At 58.3% G+C, this 18,195-nt stretch carries 12 protein-coding genes; 4 read left to right on the top strand and 8 right to left on the bottom strand.

All coding sequences use genetic code 11. From position 1 onward, the window contains the following. Nucleotides 1-53: 53 nt before the first annotated feature. The 7 genes from IC235_RS00110 to IC235_RS00080 all read right to left on the bottom strand — a co-directional run bounded on the left by IC235_RS00110 (nt 54) and on the right by IC235_RS00080 (nt 11,734). Nucleotides 54-1,262, bottom strand: a complete 1,209-nt coding sequence (locus IC235_RS00110; RefSeq protein WP_191003128.1) for an aldose epimerase family protein — start codon at nt 1,260-1,262, stop codon at nt 54-56. A gap of 179 nt (nt 1,263-1,441) precedes the next feature. Continuing rightward, nucleotides 1,442-3,004: a family 43 glycosylhydrolase gene (locus tag IC235_RS00105; protein WP_191003127.1), complete on the bottom strand. Its 1,563-nt coding sequence runs from the start codon at nt 3,002-3,004 to the stop codon at nt 1,442-1,444. Between the two features lie 133 nt (nt 3,005-3,137). Beyond that, nucleotides 3,138-4,202 (bottom strand): glycoside hydrolase family 43 protein, encoded by a 1,065-nt coding sequence (locus IC235_RS00100; RefSeq protein ID WP_191003126.1) that lies wholly within the window; start codon nt 4,200-4,202, stop codon nt 3,138-3,140. Nucleotides 4,203-4,294: 92 nt separating this feature from the next. Continuing rightward, nucleotides 4,295-5,923, bottom strand: a complete 1,629-nt coding sequence (locus IC235_RS00095; protein ID WP_191003125.1) for a RagB/SusD family nutrient uptake outer membrane protein — start codon at nt 5,921-5,923, stop codon at nt 4,295-4,297. 42 nt (nt 5,924-5,965) lie between these two features. Further along, nucleotides 5,966-8,932, bottom strand: coding sequence for a SusC/RagA family TonB-linked outer membrane protein (locus tag IC235_RS00090; RefSeq protein ID WP_191003124.1), 2,967 nt, complete (start codon nt 8,930-8,932; stop codon nt 5,966-5,968). A gap of 614 nt (nt 8,933-9,546) precedes the next feature. Next, entirely contained in the window at nt 9,547-10,605 is a 1,059-nt protein-coding gene (locus tag IC235_RS00085) for a glycoside hydrolase family 43 protein (protein ID WP_191003123.1), read from the bottom strand. 37 nt (nt 10,606-10,642) lie between these two features. Further along, complete coding sequence (locus tag IC235_RS00080) at nt 10,643-11,734, bottom strand: glycoside hydrolase 5 family protein (RefSeq protein ID WP_191003122.1); 1,092 nt, start codon at nt 11,732-11,734, stop codon at nt 10,643-10,645. Between the two features lie 415 nt (nt 11,735-12,149). On the opposite strand from IC235_RS00080, the gene IC235_RS00075 reads away from it, so the two are divergent. From IC235_RS00075 to IC235_RS00065, 3 genes are all read left to right on the top strand, one after another. Continuing rightward, a complete protein-coding gene (locus IC235_RS00075; protein ID WP_191003121.1) occupies nt 12,150-13,223 on the top strand; it encodes a glycoside hydrolase family 43 protein in 1,074 nt (357 codons plus the stop codon). Between the two features lie 300 nt (nt 13,224-13,523). Beyond that, nucleotides 13,524-14,306, top strand: a complete 783-nt coding sequence (locus IC235_RS00070; RefSeq protein WP_223846990.1) for a HEAT repeat domain-containing protein — start codon at nt 13,524-13,526, stop codon at nt 14,304-14,306. Nucleotides 14,307-14,615: 309 nt separating this feature from the next. Further along, a complete protein-coding gene (locus tag IC235_RS00065; protein ID WP_191003119.1) occupies nt 14,616-15,872 on the top strand; it encodes a zinc dependent phospholipase C family protein in 1,257 nt (418 codons plus the stop codon). Between the two features lie 172 nt (nt 15,873-16,044). Here IC235_RS00065 and IC235_RS00060 read toward each other — a convergent pair whose 3' ends face one another. Further along, a complete protein-coding gene (locus IC235_RS00060) occupies nt 16,045-17,064 on the bottom strand; it encodes a phosphatidylglycerol lysyltransferase domain-containing protein (RefSeq protein ID WP_191003118.1) in 1,020 nt (339 codons plus the stop codon). A 307-nt stretch (nt 17,065-17,371) separates the two neighbouring features. On the opposite strand from IC235_RS00060, the gene IC235_RS00055 reads away from it, so the two are divergent. Then, complete coding sequence (locus IC235_RS00055; protein ID WP_191003117.1) at nt 17,372-18,124, top strand: amidohydrolase family protein; 753 nt, start codon at nt 17,372-17,374, stop codon at nt 18,122-18,124. Nucleotides 18,125-18,195 lie beyond the last annotated feature (71 nt).

Here is an 18,195-nt window from a genome sequence, read left to right as displayed (position 1 = left end):
CTTTAAGGGCTTTACTTTCTATCGCAGAGCCCGATAAGCGGCAAGGTTGGCGGCTATTTCCTTACGCCGAAGCGGTATTCCGAAACTGAATGGAAGGTTTCGCCCGGGCGCAGTACGGTGCTCGGGAATTTGGGCTGATTGGGCGAATCGGGGAAATGCTGGGTTTCGAGGCAAAAGCCGTAGTGCTGCACGTAGGGCACGTCGCCCTTGCCCTTGAGATTGCCCTTGAGGAAGTTACCGGAGTAAAACTGTATGCCGGGCTGATCGGTGTACACCTCCATGGTGCGGCCCGAGGTGGGCTCGTACACCGTGGCGGCCAGGGCGGGGCTGTCGCGCATTTTGTCGGCTAGCACCCAGTTGTGGTCGTAGCCACCGGGGGCGCCGCCGGGAACCTGCTTAATGCGCTCGCCGATGGTGTGCGGCTGGCGGAAATCCATGGGCGTACCGGCTACCGATTGCAGTACGCCGGTTGGGATCAAGGTGTTATCGACGGGGGTGAAGCGGTCGGCGTTCAAGGTTAGCTCATGGCCCAGGATATCCTTGGCTTGGCCGTGAGCCAGGTTGAAGTAGCTGTGATTGGTGAGGTTGAGCACCGTAGGCTTGTCGGTGGTGGCCGTGTAGGCAATGCGCAGGGCGTCGTTCTCGGTCAGGGTGTACACCACTTGCGTAGTGAGGGTGCCCGGGTAGCCTTCCTCACCATCCGGGCTCACGTAGCTGAGCGTGAGGGTGGGGCCGTCGGCCGAAGTACCAGGCTGGGCCGTCCATAGGCGCTTGTCGAAGCCCCGCGTGCCGCCGTGCAGCGAGTTGGGGGCGTTGTTGATGGGCAGGGAGTAGGTTTTGCCGTCGAGGGTAAATTTGCCGAGCTTGATGCGGTTGCCGTAGCGGCCGATTGAGGCCCCGAAAAAGGGGTTCTCCTTCACGTATAGGTCGCTGGTGTAGCCGGCTAAGCTGTCGAATCCCAGCACCACATCGCCCAGCTTGCCGTTTTTGTCAGGCACCAGCAGGCTGGTGAGCGTGCCGCCGTAGGTGGTGATGGTAGCCTTGAGCCCGTGGGCGTTGGTGAGGGTGAAGAGCTGAGCTTCAGCCCCGTCTTTGGTTTTGCCGAAGGGCATGGCGGTAGGTATGTTCGTCGAGGCTTGGGAGGTAGTGGCCGCTGCGGGGGCCGACTTTTGGCTTTCGGTGGGCTTGCTGTCGCAGGCCGTCAGCAACAGGAGCCCGGCAAAGCTACCCGTCAGTAAGCAGGAACGAGAGTGATTTGGCATCAACGAGGAAAGAAAAAAGTGAAAAAATGTTGGTGCTTGGGTTTTGGTGCCTGGTGCCTGGTGCTTAGTGCCTGGTGCTTGGTTGTTGGTACATAGCGTTTATGCTGCGCGGACGCCAGATGAATATGACGTTCTAACAACCAAGCACCAAGCACCAAAACCCAAGCACCAAAAACCGCCTACTGGCTATTCAACGCAAAACGCTCAAATGCGGCCGTGACGGAGGTTGGACCTTCGGCCAGCACGCCTACGCGCACCCCGCGGTCCCAGGGCGGCAGGAACTGGCCGTTGATGGCGCCATCGTTGGCCAGCGGGTTGGTCCAGGTTTGCCCGTCGGCGCTCCAGGCGAAGCGGTAGCTGTTGCCACCGCTCACTTGCATGCGCAGCTGCACGGCCTTGCTGGTGGTGGCCGGCAAAGTGGTTTCGGCTAATACCCGCTGCTTGCCTTCGCGCCGCTCCCAAAGCTGGAGTTTACCACCCCCAGCCGTGAGCGCCAGCATGTTCTTGGGGTCGCCGTGGGCAGCGAGGCCGGCGGTGCTGCCCGCGGGCAGGGTAGCCGGAGCCAGCAGGGTGGTGGTGGCCGTGTAAGTAGCCGTGAGGGTGTGGCGACCCAGCGCCGCGCCACCCTTGTCGGGGTGAGCCGTCAGGCGCAGCTGCCCGCCCCGAAGGGCAAACTGCGGCTTGTCCTCAATTGGCCACTGCCAGTCCAGTCCCAGGGCCGAGCCCGTGAACTCGTCCACCACCGGGCGGGTCGATAGTGGGTTAGCGGCCGGGGTGGCGGTGCTACTCACTGTGAATTCCGGCCACTTGTCAGCATTCCACACAAATTCGCTCAGGACGCCCTGGCGGCCCACGTTCTCGAAGCTTTCGGCCGCGTACGCGTGGTGGAGCAGAAACCAACGTCCGTCGAAGCCCTGCGTAACCGTGCCGTGGCCCGGGCAGCGCCAGGCCGCGGTTGCTTTTATTATTGGGTTGGCGGGGTTTTTCTCCCAGGGCCCGAGCAGGCTCTTGGCGCGGGCTACGCCGGTGCCGTAGGTGCAGTTGTGCCCGCAGCAGCCGTTGGCCGCGTAAAAGGCGTAGAAATAATCGCCGTGGCGCACCATGCTCACGCCTTCTACCAGGTTACCTTCCCAGGGCGCGGTATTGCGGAAAAGCTCGGTTTTTTCGCCCGTCAGGGCCGTACGGGTCTCGTTCAGGGGTTGGGCCCAGATGGGGGTGGGCTGGTTAATGCTGTTACCATCTTCTTTCCAGATCAGGTAGAGCTGGCCTTTTTCGTCGCGCATGGGAAAGCCGTCAATCGAGCCATCGGGCTGGCCCACCAATGGGCCGTGGTCGCGGTAGGGGCCTTCCGGGCGGTCGGCACTAGCCACGCCCACCGCCAGGTTGCCGCCCTTCTTGTGGGCCGCGTAAAATACGTAGGTTTTGTTGCCTTCCTGGGTGATTTCCGGGGCCCAGAAGTAGTAGTCGGCCCACGCCGGCAGCTTGTCCGGAAACACGTGGCCGACTAGCTGCCAGTCGGTCAGGTTCTTCGACTTGAGCAGGGGGAAGGCCGGCCCCCAGTTCGACGAGGTAGCCGACGCCCAGTACGTATCGCCAATTTTGGTAACGGACGGGTCGGGGAAATCGCCCGGGAGCACGGGGTTGGCAAAGAGAGCAGCGGCTCCCGGGGCCGTTGCAGCGGCGGGCCGGACCGTTGTAGCGCTCTCCTTGCTCCCCGTCCCACTCACCTGGGTCGAAGGCATGCGCTGGCAGGCGGCCAAAAGTCCGCCTGCTAGTAAAACAGAGTGAAATTTGAAGTTTGTTAGAATCATAGTTGCAGCTGAAGAGAAAGCCCCTGCACAGAGCGGCTAAGTAACAATGGCTCAGGCAGCGGGGCTACTCGCCGCCCGGCCGAGGCAAGGGTGTGCCCGTGGTAACCGGGGTGTCAAAGTTCGGGGTGCCGTCGGCATTCCACTCAAATTTTTGCATTCGCGGGTTGCGAGCATTGCCGCAGCCCTGGTTGGGAGCCAGGTTGGCGTGGTAGATTATCCAGTCTTCCCGGCCATCTTTGGAAGTAAAAAAGGCATTGTGGCCGGGCCCGTAAGCGTGGTTAGTAGGGTTTTTGGTGAAGATCGGGGTCGGTGTTTTAGTCCAGGCGGCGGGGTCCATAGGGTCCGCAGTGCTGCTGGCGGTGAGCAGGCCCAGAGCATAATCGTCGCTGCTACAATGGCTGGCCGAGAATACGATGAATGTCTTCCCACCGTGCTTCAAAATTTCAGGCCCTTCGTTCACCTTGGGATAACTGGGAAAACCATTAATTTCCCACCTTTCTGTCGGTTGGCTCAGTCGCACCCGGGGGCCCGTGATGGTCCAGGGGTTGCTCATACTGGCGATGTAGAGGTTTTGCTGTTCGGAGCCCGGCTCCTGGCCCGACCATACAAGGTAACGATTGCCATTTTGTTCCAAGATGGTGGCATCAATGGCCCACAAATCCTGGCCGGGCACGGCCAGCTGGCCTTTTTCGGTCCAGGATCCGGTGGTGGGGTCCGCATTAGGGTTTTCGAGTACCCACAGCCGCTGGGCGCCACAGCAGTTGCCCGCGGTGAAATAAACGTACCACTTGCCGTCGAGGAAGTGGATTTCCGGGGCCCAGATGGCGCGCGTGTTTAGCCCCGAAGCCGGCGGGGTCCAAATTACCTTGCTCACAGCCGACCCCAGCTCGCTCATTTTGGCCGTTTTCCAGAGCGTGAGGTTTATGCCGGTGGTGTGCATGTAGTAGTAAAACCCATCCTTCTGAATCACCCACGGGTCGGGGCCAGTGCTGAGCAACGGGTTGGTGAAAGTGGTGGCTGTGGGGGGCATCACGGGTGGGTTTACCACCGGTTCGGGAGCATTTTTGCAGCCGGGGACGCTCAGCAGCAACCAGACAGCCAGCCGGGGTAATCGGGAAAAAAAAGACATAGGAGCCTGATTGACAAGTGACAAAGCCAAAACAGCCGCCCCACCGACAGGAAGAGCGACTGTTCAGACTTACGCATTGGGGCGAATAGTGACTAATACTGTGGGTTCTGGGTCAGCTTTGCCAGGTCCACGTCCTGCTGGGGCAGGGGCAGCAGGCGCGACTTACCCAGTACAAAGTTGTTGAACTGCGCGTCGTGCTGCTTGAGCTGATCGACGCCGGCCTGGGTATCGAGCTGGCCGTAACGCTGCAAGTCAAACCAGCGCAGGCCTTCGCCAGTGAGCTCCGTTATCCGCTCGTGGCGGAGCTGGGCGCGCATAGCCGCCTGGCTGGCCGAAGCCGAGGCGGGAAGGTCGGCCAGGCCGGCCCGGCGGCGCACTAGGTTCACGAGCGGCACGGCGGCGGCGGTCTGATTCTGCTCGTTCAGGGCTTCGGCTTGCAGCAGGAGCACATCGGCGTAGCGCATCACCCGGAAATTGATGGGCGAGTCGAAGTTTTCGTCGCCGCGGTAGTAGTCGCTCTGGTACTTGCGCCAGTAGGTGCGGCCCAGGTTAAAGGCGTCGCCACGGTAGCGGTTGCGGAAACCGTAGGTGACAGCGGCAAAGTCTGCCGGGCGCGACTGGTCATACACCAGGGTGTCGGCGCTGAGCGGCAGCGCCGACGGGAAGGCGCGGTAGTTGTAGAAAATCGTGGCTGCTAGGCGCGGGTCGCGCTGGCCGGAGGTGGTGCCCTCCTGCAAAAACTCGTTCACCACCCAGGGCCGCACTTCGCAGTCCGTAAAGCCTAGGTTGGCAGTGCCGCCGTTTTGGGGAGGGCCAAAAAACTTAGGCCGCTGAAAGCCCTGTGCGGTGTTGGCGTCCACGCCGCCCTGCCCGTCAGGGCCGCCGATGTTCACGTCTAGAAACTGCACTTCGAAAATGCTTTCGGCGTTGTTTTCGGTGGTGTGGCGAAAGTTATCGGTGTAGTTGACGAGCGAATACGTGTTTGAGCCGATGACTAGGGCAAACTGTGCTTGGGCGTCGGCCCAGCGCTTGTTTTGCATGTAGGCCTTGCCCAGCAGCGTGCGTGCTGCACCCACGGTAGCTCGGCCACGGTCGGTACCCGAGGTGTAGGAAACGGGTAGGTTAGGTGTGGAGCCCGTACCGATGGCGGCCTGCAAGTCGCTGATGACGAGCGCCCACACCTGAGCCTCAGTGCCTTGGGGCGGGCGGTATTCGAGGCTGCCGGGCTGGGTCGAGAGCGGCACGTTGCCGAACAGCGACACTAGGTTGAAGTAGCTTAGGGCCCGCAGGAAGTACGCTTCGCTGAGAATGCGGGTTTTGAGCGCGGCGTCCATCTCAATGCCAGGCACGTTGGCCAGCACTTGGTTGCAGCGGTCGATGGTGCGGTAGCTGTCGCGGTAGGCGCTGCTGGTGACCTCGAAGTTGTAGTCGGTCTGCACAAACTTCGTCACTTCCTGCAGCGGGGTGTAGGGGCTCTGGCTCCAGCCAATGTCGTCACGCCCATCATACAAGAAGGAGAACCAGCGGCGGTACATGCCCACCGCTTGCAGGCCGGCGTAGCACGCGGTGGAGGCCCGCACGGCATCGTCGCTGGTTTTCCAGAACGTGGCCGTAGTGGCCAGGTTGGGGTTATTCTGCTCCAGTAGGTTTTTCTCGCAACCCGTGGCCAGCAGCGTGACGGCGGAAGCCGCCGTCAGCAGGTTTTTTTTGGAAAGATTCATCACTGATAAAAGTTAAAGCCAAAGGAATAAGAGCGGGCCCTATTAGAAGCCCAGTTGGGCGCCCAGTGTGAACGTGCGCGGGTTGGGGTAGCCGCCCTCGTCCACGCCGCGGGTCAGCAGCGAGCCGTCGAGGCCGCCCACTGTCTCGGGGTCGTAGCCCGAGTATTTGGTGATGGTGAACAGGTTCTGTGACGTCACGTAGAGGCGTAGGCTGCTCAGGCCCTTGGTTTTCTCCATCAGCGTTTTGGGGACGGTGAAGCCGATTTGCAGGTTCTTCAGGCGCAAGTACGATCCTTTTTCAAGGAAGCGCGTAGAGTTAGCGAAGGTGTTGGGGCCGCCTTGTATGGCCAGGCGTGGGGTGGTGGTCGACGGGTTGGAGGGCGTCCAAGGCGAGAGGCTGGCCAGGTAGTTGGTAGGGTCGTCGAAGCGGCCCAGCCAGTAGGCGCCGGAGTTATACACATCGTTGCCGCTCACGCCCTGGAAGAAGGCCGCCAGGTCGAAGGCGCCGTAGCCGGCCGTCAGGTTCAGGCCGTACTGCAGCTTGGGAAACACCCGGCCCACGTGGGTACGGTCGGCGTCGGTGATTTTGCCATCGCCGTTTATGTCCTTGTAGCGGATGTCGCCGGGCTGGGCCGTGGGCTGGGCGCTGCCCGCAATGTTGTCGCCGCTCTGGAAGATGCCGTCGAACTGGTAAAGGTAGAACGAGCCCACCTCGTAGCCTACTTCGGTGCGGGTCACAGCGTTGGGACCAGCGTTGAAGAAGTTGGCGTTGGCGCCCGAGGTGCCCAGCTCCAGTACTTGGTTGCTGATGGTGGTCAGGTTGCCGGTGACGCTATAGCGGAACGGATTCTTGCTTTCGTTGTAGCCTACCAGCAGTTCAAAGCCCTTGTTCTGGATGCGGCCAATCTGCTGGAACGGGTCGCCACCGGCATTGCCCGAAAACAGCGGAATCTGGGGGTTTACGTTGGCGTTGCGCGTCTCTGAAATGTAGTAGTCGGCACTCACGGTCAAGCGGTTGTCCAGAAAGCCCAGGTCAAGGCCGTAGTTCTGGGTGCGGCGCTCTTCCCAGCCCACTGTGGGGGAGCCCAACGCCGTTTGAATGGCGCCGTTGGCCAGGGCACCCCCGAAGTTGTAATTCACGTTAGGGTTGATGAAGGCTTGGTAGAGGTAGGAGCCGCCGTAAGCACCGTTGAGCTGGTCGTTGCCAAGAATACCGTAAGAAGCGCGCAGCTTCAGGTCGCTGATGGCGGTGATGCCCGAAAAGAAGGCTTCCTTCGACACGCGCCAGCCCAGCGAGCCCGCGCCGAAGTTGCCGTACTTACGGTCGGCCGAGAAGCGCGACGAGCCGTCGCGGCGGTAGGCGCCCGTCACGAGGTAGCGGCCATCGTAGTCGTAGGTGAGTTGGGCGAAGTAGGAGCGTTTCCCCCAAACGTAAGTCGAGCCCACGCCGGGCAGGGGCGTGGCCCCGGCATCGAGGGCCCAGAAGAAAGTGGGGCCGTTGCCGTAGCCCTGGGCTGCGCCTTGGGTGAACTCGAAGCGGTTTTTCTGCTCCGAATAGCCGCCCACTACCGTCACGTTGTTCTTGCCGAAGCTGTGGTCGAAGGTGAGGGTGTTTTCGGCCAGCAAGAAGGTTTCGTTGCCCTGCGCATCGGTGAAGCCCGACACAGGCGTGATGTTGTTCGGGGCCAGGCCGCCGGCCTGCTGTTGGCGCTGGTCATGAAACGCCCGGAACTGAGTGCCCAAATTGAGGCGATAGCGCAGGAAATCGGTGAGCGCAAACTCACCGAATACGTTGCCCTGCAACTGGTTGTTGGTGCCAATGTTGTTGAGCAGCTTCTGCGCCCCAATGGGGTTCGAGCCGAAGGTGGGGCGGTTGTTGGAGTCGCCGTAGCCGAAGCCGCCGGGGTTGGCCGGGTCGAGCACCGGCGTGATGGGGGTGATGCGCAGCAGGTCAATAAACGGCACCCCGTTGAGGCGCGTTTGGTTGGCGCGGGTCAGGCCGATGTTCTCACCCAGCTTCAGCCGGCCTTTGGTAAAGCCCGAATTCACGCGCAGGTTGTAGCGCTCATATTTCGGGCCGATGACCGTGCCGCTCTGGCTGAAGTAGTCGCCCGAAATGGCGTAAGTAGAATTGTTGCCACCGCCCGAAAAGCCTAGGTTGTAGTCCTGCACCACGCCGGTTTTGAAGAACTCCTGCTGCCAGTCGGTGTCTACGTTTGAAGGGTTAGCAATGCCTGACGGCACGGGCCGGCCGGCGTTGATGTAGGCCTGCGTGGCTAAGGCGCGGTACTGCGCAGCATTGGCCAGGTCGTAGCGCTTGGCAATGTTCTGCACGCCAGCGTAGGCGTTGAAGTTGATAGCCGTAGTGCCAGACTTGCCTTTCTTGGTGGTGATGATGACTACGCCGTTGGCGCCGGATACGCCGTAGGGCGCCAGGGCTGCGGCGTCTTTCAGCACCTGCACGCTTTCCACGTCTTGAGGTGTGAAATCACGCAGGCCGCCGGTCACCCACAAGCCATCGATGATGAACAGGGGGCCCGAGCCGTTATTAATAGACCCCACGCCACGGATGTTGATATTGGGCGTTTGACCAGGTGTACCGCTGGAGGTCACTTGCACCCCGGGCAGGCGGCCCTGAATGGATTCGGAAATGGTGGCCACCGGCGCGCGACGTACGTCCTGCGCACCCACCGTCGACACCGCGCCGGTCACGTTCTGGCGCTCCTGTACGAGGTAGCCCACCACCACGGCTTCATTCAACTGCTGCACATCGGTCGCCAGCGTTACCGTAATCGTCGACTGTCCATTTATTGCTACTTCCTTTGATAAGTAGCCCACCGACGAAATCTGCAAGGTGGCATCGGCTGGTGCATCAATGGAAAAGCTGCCGTCGGCCCCGGTCGAGGTGCCGGTGGTGGTGCCCTTCACGAGCACCGTCACGCCGGGCAGACCTTCGCCTTTTTCATCCACTACGCGCCCCGTAATACCTTGAGCAGGAGCAGCAACCATGCCGGAGCTGGCCGTCGAAATGCTGGCTGCTCGGGCTCCGGGGACCGATAGTACGCACAGCGGCAGGCAGCAGAGTAACGCCGGTATAGCTGGACGACGAAACCTGAGGTAAGATTTGTTCATATAAAAAAAGTTGAGTGGGAGTTAAAACAAGCTTTTGCAAACGTTTGCGCTAACTAAGCTGAGCCGACAGCCTGATCACACTAGCTGACAACTAGCTCGTTGAAAAAACAGGGTGGGAAGAACCAACAGAAAAGTAACTTAATTCTTAAAAAAATTAAGCTAAGAGCCTCTGTTTCTTTCCCTTTTTGCTTCGCAATACTAAGCAAGGGTGAAGCAGTTGACAAGAAAAAAGGTTTACTAACCCAGCAGCGGTCGAAATAATTTTCTTTTTCGGGAGGCCAACCTTATCATCAAGGTGGGTTCGAACTACTATAATTGATTGATAGTCAGAGTAAAACAACAATTTAATTTAAATTTTTTAGAAAGATAAAAAATTTTGCAAACGTTTGCACCACAGATCAACGCTTCAGCCTTTTCATGGTGGAACAGCGCCCCAATAACTCTGAGCAGAACACTTATTTTGAGGGCTGCCAGCCCTGGCTCTCCGAATGTTACTCGCCTGATGGTCGGGCGAGTGGCTGGCCGGGCGCTACCGGGCGTCCCAGCAGCGGGGTGCCATCGGCCTGCCAGGTAAATGGTTGGGCCCGAGGCGAGCGGAACCGGCCGCAGCCCTGACCGGGCTCGTCGTTGGCGTGGTACAGAATCCAGTCCTGGGTACCATCCGGCGACTTGAAAAATGAATTGTGCCCGGGGGCGAATACCTTAGCCGCGGGGTTTTGCTGAAATACAGGTACTGGTGATTTCGTCCAGGAGCCGGGCTGTAGCAGGTCGCTGTCGGCTGGGGCCGTGAGCATGCCCAGGGCGTAAAAGTCGGTCCAGCAGCCGCTGGCCGAATAGATCAACACCAGCTTATTGCCGTGCCGAAGCACTTCCGGCCCCTCGTTAACGTCGATATGGGGCGGATCTTCGGGGTTGCTGGTATCGCCGTTCCGCTCCCAGGCAAAGAAGGGCGTGGACACCTTCAGCCGCGGGCCATCTACGGTCCAGGGGTTTTTCAGGCGGGCCAGGTAGATGTTCTGGCAGCCGTTCACGTCGCCTTCCCAGCCCGACCACACCAGGTAGTGCTGGCCGTTATTTTCGAACACCGAGCCGTCGATGGCCCATTTGTCGGCCGGGTCCCGGAGTTGGCCTTTGTCGGTCCAGGTGCCCTTCAACGGGTCGGCAGCAGCGTTTTCCAGGACCCACAGGCGGTGGCTCTGGTTGGTGCCGGCATCGGCCGCGTAGTACAGATACCACTTGCCGTTGAGGAAGTGCAGTTCGGGCGCCCAGATGTCGTGGGAGTTCGGGCCCGTAGCCGGGGGCGTCCAGACCACCTTGCTGAGCGCGGTTTTGAGTTGGCTCAGGGACTTGGTTTTCCAGAGCATGATGTTGTAGCCCGTGGTATGGGTATAGTAATAGTAGCCATTGTGGTAAACGCTCCACGGGTCAGCCCCGGAGGGCAGCAAGGGGTTGGTGAACGTCGGCTTCACGGCTGCTGGTTGCTGGGCCCCGGCAGGGTAGGTGAAGAGAGCGAGGAAGAGGGCTAGCAGGTGCGGACGAAGCTGGCTCATTGCAAAGAAGGTGGTGGGTCTGGCTGGGGGAGGCTCACTATTTTCCGTTCACTTTCTTGATGAGGTCGGCTTCGTCCTGGCGGTAAGGGGTGCCGTCTTTGCGGAATACTTCGTGAAACCACTCAATGGGCTCGCTGCCGTCGGGAATGGGCGTCTCCCACTGGTATTTGGTGTTGGTTTTGCCCTCGACCAGGCCCCAGTTGATGGCGCCGACATTCTGCTTTTTGAGCAGGGGCATAATGGTGGCGAAGCGGCTGTTGCGGGGCCGGGCCATGTACTCGGTGCAGATCAGGGGGCGGCCATGGGTTTTCAGCAGCTCAATCAGGCGCTGGTGCGTTACGATTTCGTCGTAGTTGTGATAGGTGATGATATCAGAATGCAGGGCCTGGTACTGGTTGAGAGCCTCAAAATCCCAGGCCCACAAGCCGATGCTCAAGGGCTGGTCGGGGTTAACGGCGCGGGCCCAGGCAAACACGTTGCGCACCAGGGGCAGCGAAGAGGCCAGCTTACCGCTGTTGCCGGGCTCATTGTACAAGTCCCAGAGCAAGATGCGTGGGTCGTGGGCGAAGCTGCGCAGCACGTCCTGAACGTAGGGTTTGAGGGCGACAAACGTAGTCGAATCGCGCGAAGCGGGGTCGCCGGGGTCCTGCACCCAGCCCGAATTGTGGACGCCGATTTTAGGTGCCGGCTGGGTTCCAACCTTGGGCTCCTTGTTCCAGCAATCGTCGAAAAACACGAAGATGGTCTGGATGTGGTGCTTGTCGGCAATTCCTAAATAAGTATCCAGGCGCTGCTTAAAGCCTGTGGGGTCCTGCTGCCAGGCCAGGCTGTGCAAAAACACCCGCATGGTGTTGAAGCCGATGCCCTGGGCCCAACCCAGCTCGCGGTCGATGGTAGTTGGGTCGAAGGTGGCGGCCTGCCACATCTCGAGCTGGTTGATGGCCGTGCTCGGCGTGAAGTTGGCCCCGCTCAGCCACGGGTGCGCTTTATACCAGGCATTGGCTTTTTCGGCTGACCACCGCTCGCCCGACTCTGCGGCTACAGGACCCTTGGCTTTAATCTTGGTTTTCTGCGCGAAAGAGCCGTTGGCAACCAATAGCAGCCCCAACAGTAAGAATAGGTTTTTCATGGAAAAAAGCAGGAGGAGGAAGGAGATATCGGTCAGGGCGAAACGACGAATGGGCCCGCGCAAACGTTTGTTAACAGCTCGCGAGGCGCAGAGGTCCCTCTGTACTCGCCATTATTCAGTCAAGGAAAAGACGGCCTGCAAATAGACTGGCTATTCGCCGTATTGGCCGGAGGATTCCGCGGCCGGCCACCCCGGCCCGGGATCCGTACTGGGTAGGAACCGGTGCAAGCTAAGCCGGGCTGAGTAAATCAGGCAAACGTTTGCCTTTTATTCGCAGCTACTTTTGTTTTCACCGCCCCGGCCTGGCAGTTTCCGGCTGGTTACTCTTTTCCAAGAGCCGGGCGCTGTTCGGCCCAATCTTATCTCGCGACCAATCGCGTTTGGAAGAAGCTTCAATTCTCACCCAATAAGCTTTATGCCTTCTCGTCGAAATTTCTTGCTTCAGGCAGCCACCGGGTTGGCTTCCCTGGCCTTGGCTACCCGGGCGGCGGCTCGGGCGGCGGCCCGCACCTACACCAACCCCGTGTACGCCGGGCAATTCCCCGATCCGTTCGTGCTGCGCCACCAAGGCCACTACTACGCTTTTGGCACCACGGGGACGGGAAGGACCTCCGACCAGCGCATTTTCACCCTGCTCACTTCTGACAACCTGGTCGACTGGAAAGCCCTGGGCGGTGCGCTTACGCCCCCCGCCGGGGCCGAGGGAGCCGACTTCTGGGCCCCCGAGGTGGTGTACCACCAGGGCACGTTTTACATGTACTACTCCAGTGGGGGCGGCGCCATCGGGGCCACCGTGGGGCACCGTCTGTACGTGGCAACAAGCAAAAAACCGGAAGGGCCGTACGAGCAAGTAGCCCTGCTCGACGTGCCGGCCAGCAAGTTCACCATCGACGCGCACCCATTTCAGGACACCGACGGGCAGTGGTATCTCTTCTACGCCCGCGACTTTATCGATTCCGACCAGGGTTACCGGCCCGGTACGGGGTTGGCCGTTGACCGCCTCGTGAACATGACGCGCCTGGCTGGGGAAAGCCGAACGGTAATGCGCGCCCGCCACGACTGGACGATGTTCGAGAAAAACCGCACCATGCCGCTTTACGACAATAAAACCTTTGCCGAGTGGCACACCCTGGAGGGCCCATTCGTGCGTCGGCACGGCGGCAAATACTACTGCTTCTACAGCGGAGCCAACTTTCTTACGCCGCGCTACGGGGTCGATTACTGCGTGGCCGATTCCGTGCTGGGACCGTACTCCGACGCGGGCGCGGCCCAGGGCCCGCGGGTGTTGCACGCCGTGGCCGGCCACGTGCGCGGCCCCGGCCACCATTCCCACATCTTGAGCCCCGATGGCAAGACGGAATACCTGGTGTACCACGCCTGGAATCCGGCCATGACCGAACGCCAGTTGTGCATCGATAAGCTGGCCTGGACCGCCCAGGGGCCACGTTGCCTGGGGCCGAGCTACACGCCCCAGCCCCGGCCCGCGTAGCCGTTGCTGATGGATATAATAGTTGAAATCATAAACGGAAAGAGGTCAATTGGAAATCCCAGTGGTGAAACTTCTGCTAACTATGGAAGATAAGGCTTGGCCTATTTTATATAGGTGCTCAAAATATTCTGGATGTAAATACAAAAGTTGGTCAGGAAGAATGGCTTTTCCAGTAAGCGTGTATGGATTCTGCTATATTACAAGCAATAAAATACGTTGAGTGTACTCAAGAAGGGTTAATAAAGCGGATAATTCCCCCAGATGCTATAGAGAATTTACAAACCAAGGAGTAGAGACGCGATGAACCAATTCAAATCGTACTATTGGACTCCACAAGGCTTGGAAACTAAGAGCTTGCGTAGGGCCTGTCAACAGTTTTTTAGCAGTAGTTCGACCCGGGAACAAAAATTAGACTCTTTTAAAAGGCTTTTGGAAAGTGACTCTGTCATAGCCCAAGGTATTGCTTTTGATCAATTTTTTTACGTTGAATCATTAACTAGATTTGGGAGTAGCAATCCTTATTGGCAATATTCTGAACAGTTATTGCGCAAAGCACGGGAACAATTAAAGAACCCTCCGGTTACAGTAGATAAATCAAAAGAGAAAGCAATTGTAGGAGCCAACCACGCCAGTGCTCTAGGAGTCCTGGCCCACCTCGGCCAAGAACGTGATATCTCTCTAATTGAACCGATTTTACGTTCTGCTTGTGATAGTAGTGTATTAGACATGGGCTTTGGGGCTGCTGAGCAGTGTTTAAGAGATACAGAAAACCCATATCCAGAAATCATCGCGGCACTTAGTCAGATCATTTTTGCTGAAGAACGCGATTTAGACATCAGGGCAGCTGCGATAAGGGCTTTTTCCGGCTACATGGTACCGGAAGTTGAGGAAGTCTTAGTTAAAGCAACCAAACAATGCCCACTACCAGTTTCAGCACATGCTGCCTGGCTTCTGAGCGCGCGAAACTTTCAGAAACATCTTGCTTTATTAGAAGAAATATCTAAGGCTTGGCCTGATGATGCTATGTATCCTGCCTCTGAAATTTGCGAGTTAATAAAGAGTAGTTATCAATCTCAAACCTGAATTGCGCAATTCTCCCTCCAATGGAGAATTGCAGCCAGCAGCTATCGAAATTAAAGCTACTTTAGTGGCTGAGGTACTCTCAAGTTTAATTGAAACATTACAAATTCAGCGCAGACAGCAGTTTACCTACAAAACCTCAGTTGAGATAACCCGTTACTACCGACCGAAAATTGATTTGCGCTGCACGTCCCGGTCCGCGTAGCTCTTGATCCTAAATGACATTATACTGTTGCTATTTCTAGCGAAATTTGGATAACTGCTAAGCTTATTTCAACGTTACAGCCGGAATATACAGTTTGCATATCGCGTATGTTACGTCTATTTCTGTTATTGCTGGTCCTGGGGCTGGCTTGTGCAGCCGGTCCCGCGGCCGCCTACTCCATACTCACCCACCAAGCCAATATCGACTCGACTTGGGAGCGGTGCTTGGTGCCAGCCCTGCTGCGGCGCTATCCCGAGGCCACGCCCGACGAGCTGACCGATGCTAAAGCGTACGCGTACGGGGGCTCTATTATTCAGGACATGGGGTACTACCCATTCGGCAACGTGCTGTTCACCAACCTCACGCACTACGTGCGTTCCGGCGACTTCGTGTGTAATCTCCTCCGGCAGGCCCGCAGCCGCAACGACTACGCGTTTGCCTTGGGCGCGCTGGCGCACTATGCTGCCGACACCAACGGCCACGCCGAGGGCACCAACCGGGCCATGGCCAGTGTGTATCCGGAGCTGGCTGCCCAATTTGGTCTCCTGATCACCTACGAGCAGGCCCCCAAGCAGCACACTCAGCTCGAGTTCGCCTTCGATGTGGTGCAACTGGCCAGCGGTAAGTACCACAGCCAGCGTTACCACAACAACATCGGGTTCAAGGTGAGCAAACCAGTACTGGAACGAGCTTTTCAACAAACGTATGGGCTGGAGCTGGGCCAAGTCCTTCTCAACGTCGACTTGAGCATTGCCAGCTTTCGCTTCGCCGTAAGCCAACTGATTCCGACGGCCGCCCGCGCCGCCTGGCACTACAAGCGCAAAGATATTCTGAAGCTCAGCCCCGGGGCCCGGCGCCGCGACTACCTGGCGCGGGTAAGCCCCCGCAAGTTCCGCGAGGAATACGGGGCCGAGTACCGGAGGCCCGGTTTCGGAGCCCGCATTATTTCCTATTTCATTCGGGTGCTGCCCAAGATTGGGCCGCTGAAGCCGTTCGCCTTCAAACTGCCTACCCCAGAGGCGCAGAAGCTGCTGCGTGACAGCTTCCAGCAGGTGATGACCAGTTACTGCGCCGACATTGCATGTCAGCCGGCTGATAGCTCCGCCGCGCCCTGGGCGCTGGCTAATATCAACTTCGACACGGGCTGCCCTACCCGAGCCGGCGAATACCCATTGGCCGACGAAACGTACGACGAGTGGCTGCGCAAAATAGCCAAGAAAAAGTTCGAAAATCTTAGCCCCGCAGTTCGACAAAACATCCTGGCTTTCTACAGCAGCCAGCCCCAAGCCCCGGTATCGGTTAAGGAAGGTGATAAACAGCGCGCCACACAGGCGGCTCTGGATCAGCTAAAAACCTTGCGTTAAGGGGGGCGTTATGATTCGCCGCACCTGCTTGTTCGGTAATGGGACAGGTAAGGTTCGCTCAGTTGAGTGAAAAAAACATCAGAGCCTATCAACCAGCTATAAATTCTGCGGCTGAGTATATAAAGTTGCGGTGCTCCTTATCAAGAAAGGCGGCTTCTTGTTCTCCTAAGCCCTAGAAGATGTTATTAGCTCGCGCTAGTCTGACCAGTGGTACCAGCGGCAGCCAGTGTGGCGCGGCCAGGTAGCGGTTCAGGTCAGTTCCCGCAAACTCGAATTTGTTGCGAGACAGGTTTGTCAGGGAGTGAAAACGATCGATGAGGTAAAAGGTAGCGTCGCGGCAATAGTCATAAATCCATGATCTAGGTATCATCTCTTCGTCGGAGCCCACCCGGCCGATACCACCACCGAGTGATAGACGCGAAAAGCCTTCGCCACTAAGCAGTTGAATTAACATAGCCACTACGGATAGGAAGACCCCCCATACTTTGGTAGGCCCTAGCCGGAATTGGTGGAGCTGATAGCCTTGTAACCTGCTGCCTTCGTACCAAGGGTCAAGCACCAGAAAGCCGATCGGTTTGCCTTCTGCGCCAGCCTGAATCACGAAAAATCGAACATCGGGCTCGGGTTCGAATCTCATGGCCCGGGAGATGAACCCAATTTCTTTTTTTGATTGCGAAAGACTGATGAACTGTTCGTTTATCTGCCGTAGCTGCGCAAGCTCATCGGCGGAAATACGAGATAAATCTCGTTCCACCAATTGCAGGTTGGCCTTGCCAGCCTTTTTTAATGCCCCTGAAATGGATCCCGAAAATGGAGCCTGATCTGTCAGGTTCACGCATCGTTCCACGCCAATGCGTACGAAGTGAATGGGTTGCTTCCCCACCCTTGCCAGGGCTGCCGCGGCCGTCTCGCTCAAGTAACCAAATACGCTGGTGGGATAGGCTTTCAGAAAATCAGCGAACAGCTCTTCTATTTTACCCGGCTTGGCAATTGGATCACCAAGGACCACGTTACCCGCCAATACCCGCCGGTAGGCGAGATAACCATGGGGATGATCGAAGTAACAAAGCGTTGGCTGTAACGTGGCATAAGCGTTGGGGTCGGAACTCCACTGGCGGAGTTTCTCCAGCCGGTCCTGCTCCTTGAACAAATTGAGTTGATTGATCAAAATAGCCTGAATGGAGTATCTCAAAAAAGAAAAATACCTGCAATCAACCTTGGCTTACACTTGGGGCACACCATCCTGAGCTACCGCTCAATTCATCAAGGTGAATACTGGAAACGGCTTTATGTCAGCCTAAAGCCTAATTGGGTATCGCGATTTCTTCACTACTGCGCCCGGGGCTGATGCAAGTATTGGTCCAAGGTCGGTAGCTCTACTAATGGACCTATGTACAAAATAAGGTTCGGAAATAAACACGTTATGTTCAAAAATAAGGGCATTTTAGTAAGCATGGATGTATTTTTGTACAACGGCATCGCGGTACCTACCTTGCCGCATGCAAAAACGGTTACTCGTGCTACGACACGTTCTAACGGCTTATGCCGGCTTGTTCCTTCTGAGCCGGGCGCCAGTTGCCCACGCCCAATCGCCCACCCCCGCCACGTCGGTCCAAGCCATCAAATGCGGCCGCCTGCTGGACGTGCGTACGGGCCGCGCCCTTCCCAACGGGGTGGTGTTGGTGCGGGGCCGCACCATTCTACAGGCCGGCGCCGCAGTGGTGGATTTGAGCAACGCCCTGGTGCTGCCCGGCCTGATTGACGCCCACCCCCACCTGCGGCAAAACTACCAAACCGAGCTAGGCGACGACAGCAGGCTGGTGACCGTGGCCAGCATGAGCACCGCGCGCCGGGTCCTACTGGGCGCCGCCATGAGCCGCGAGGACCTGGAAGCAAGCATCACCACCATGCGCGACCTCGGCAACAGCGGCGTCAACGGCGACGTGGCGCTGCGCGAGGCCATCAACCAAGGCGACGTGGTCGGGGCGCGCATGGTGGCTTCTACACGGGCATTAGCGGCGGGTGGGCAGTTCGGACACCTCACGCCCGAGGCCCCGGCGTTGGTGGCCCAGGAATACGTGGCCATCAGCGGCGTAGAAGAAGCCCGCCGGGCCGTGCGGGCACCCTACGACGGCGCCGACTGCATCAAAGCTGGAGGCCACAACATGCTGACCATCCGCGAGAGCACCCAGCAGGCACCAAGCTTTTCCAACCAACACACCAACAGTAAAGTCTATCATTACTCGGTTTGAGGGCACCGGTGCGGCCCCGTTCGCCCTTGCTAACTTCACCGCCGCCTACCGGCCCGAAGTGGCGGGCGACA

Origin of the sequence: Hymenobacter montanus, from assembly GCF_014699115.1 — a bacterium.
GTDB lineage: Bacteria > Bacteroidota > Bacteroidia > Cytophagales > Hymenobacteraceae > Hymenobacter > Hymenobacter montanus.
Note: the sequence above shows the minus strand (reverse complement) of the source record. Positions and strands in the feature narration are given on the sequence as shown.